This is a genomic window from Vibrio sp. 2132-1 (assembly GCF_033344315.1).
In genome coordinates, this window is record NZ_JAWPON010000275.1 from 1 (window position 1) to 743 (window position 743).

2 protein-coding genes are annotated in these 743 nt (G+C 48.5%); one reads left to right on the forward strand and one right to left on the reverse strand.

Annotation, left to right across the window (positions count from 1 at the left end; translation table 11 throughout):
• Positions 1 to 245, forward strand: a 245-nt coding sequence (locus tag R8N47_RS24885) for a DUF2860 family protein (protein WP_318186066.1), incomplete at its 5' end; no start/stop codon positions are given.
• A 56-nt stretch (positions 246 to 301) separates the two neighbouring features.
• Here R8N47_RS24885 and R8N47_RS24890 read toward each other — a convergent pair.
• A partial coding sequence (locus R8N47_RS24890; RefSeq protein WP_318186067.1) for an ATP-binding protein occupies positions 302 to 743 on the reverse strand: 442 nt, incomplete at its 5' end.

Sequence of the window (743 nt, forward strand, 5' to 3'; positions counted from 1 at the left end):
GTCATCGTTTAGCCTTAACCGCAGGCTATGCACTCAAAGATTATCAATCGGCTAGCCAAACTTTTGCGAAAACGCGCAGTGATGACACCTTGAGCTTGTTTGCCGCTTACGAATACCAAAACGTGTTTGATTGGCAGAACTGGTCGTTCATTTCCTTCGCGGGTTATAGCCAAACCGATTCAAACATCACCTTTTATGACGAAAATGAATACCTTTTGTCGTTAGGCTTTAACTACAGCTTCTAACATGGTTCTCGCGGCGAACATGTGAATACTCGCCGCGAACTCCTCTCAAATGACCACTACACGGCTTGAGCCGTAAGTTGTTTCAGCAATCGGTCCATCGCGCGATACCCGAGCGCTTCCGCTAAATGAGAACGTTCAATCTGCTCAGCACCTTCTAAATCCGCTATCGTGCGGGCCACTTTAATGATGCGATGATAGGCACGAATCGATAACCCCAGCCGATGCAGTGCAGTTTCGAGAAATTCCGCATCGCTTTTTTGCAACGGACAAAATGCCTCAATCTCACGGCTACCGAGCAGTGCGTTTACTTTGCCGTTTCGATTAAGCATGCTCTCACGAGCAAGACTGACGCGCTCTTTGACGAGTTCCGTGGGCTCTCCTCGATCACCACCTTCCGCCAACGTGCCTTTCGGTAAGGATGGAATTTCTAACGACATATCAAAACGGTCGAGAAGCGGTCCCGATAAACGACCTAAGTAACGCAAAATAGCTTGAGGG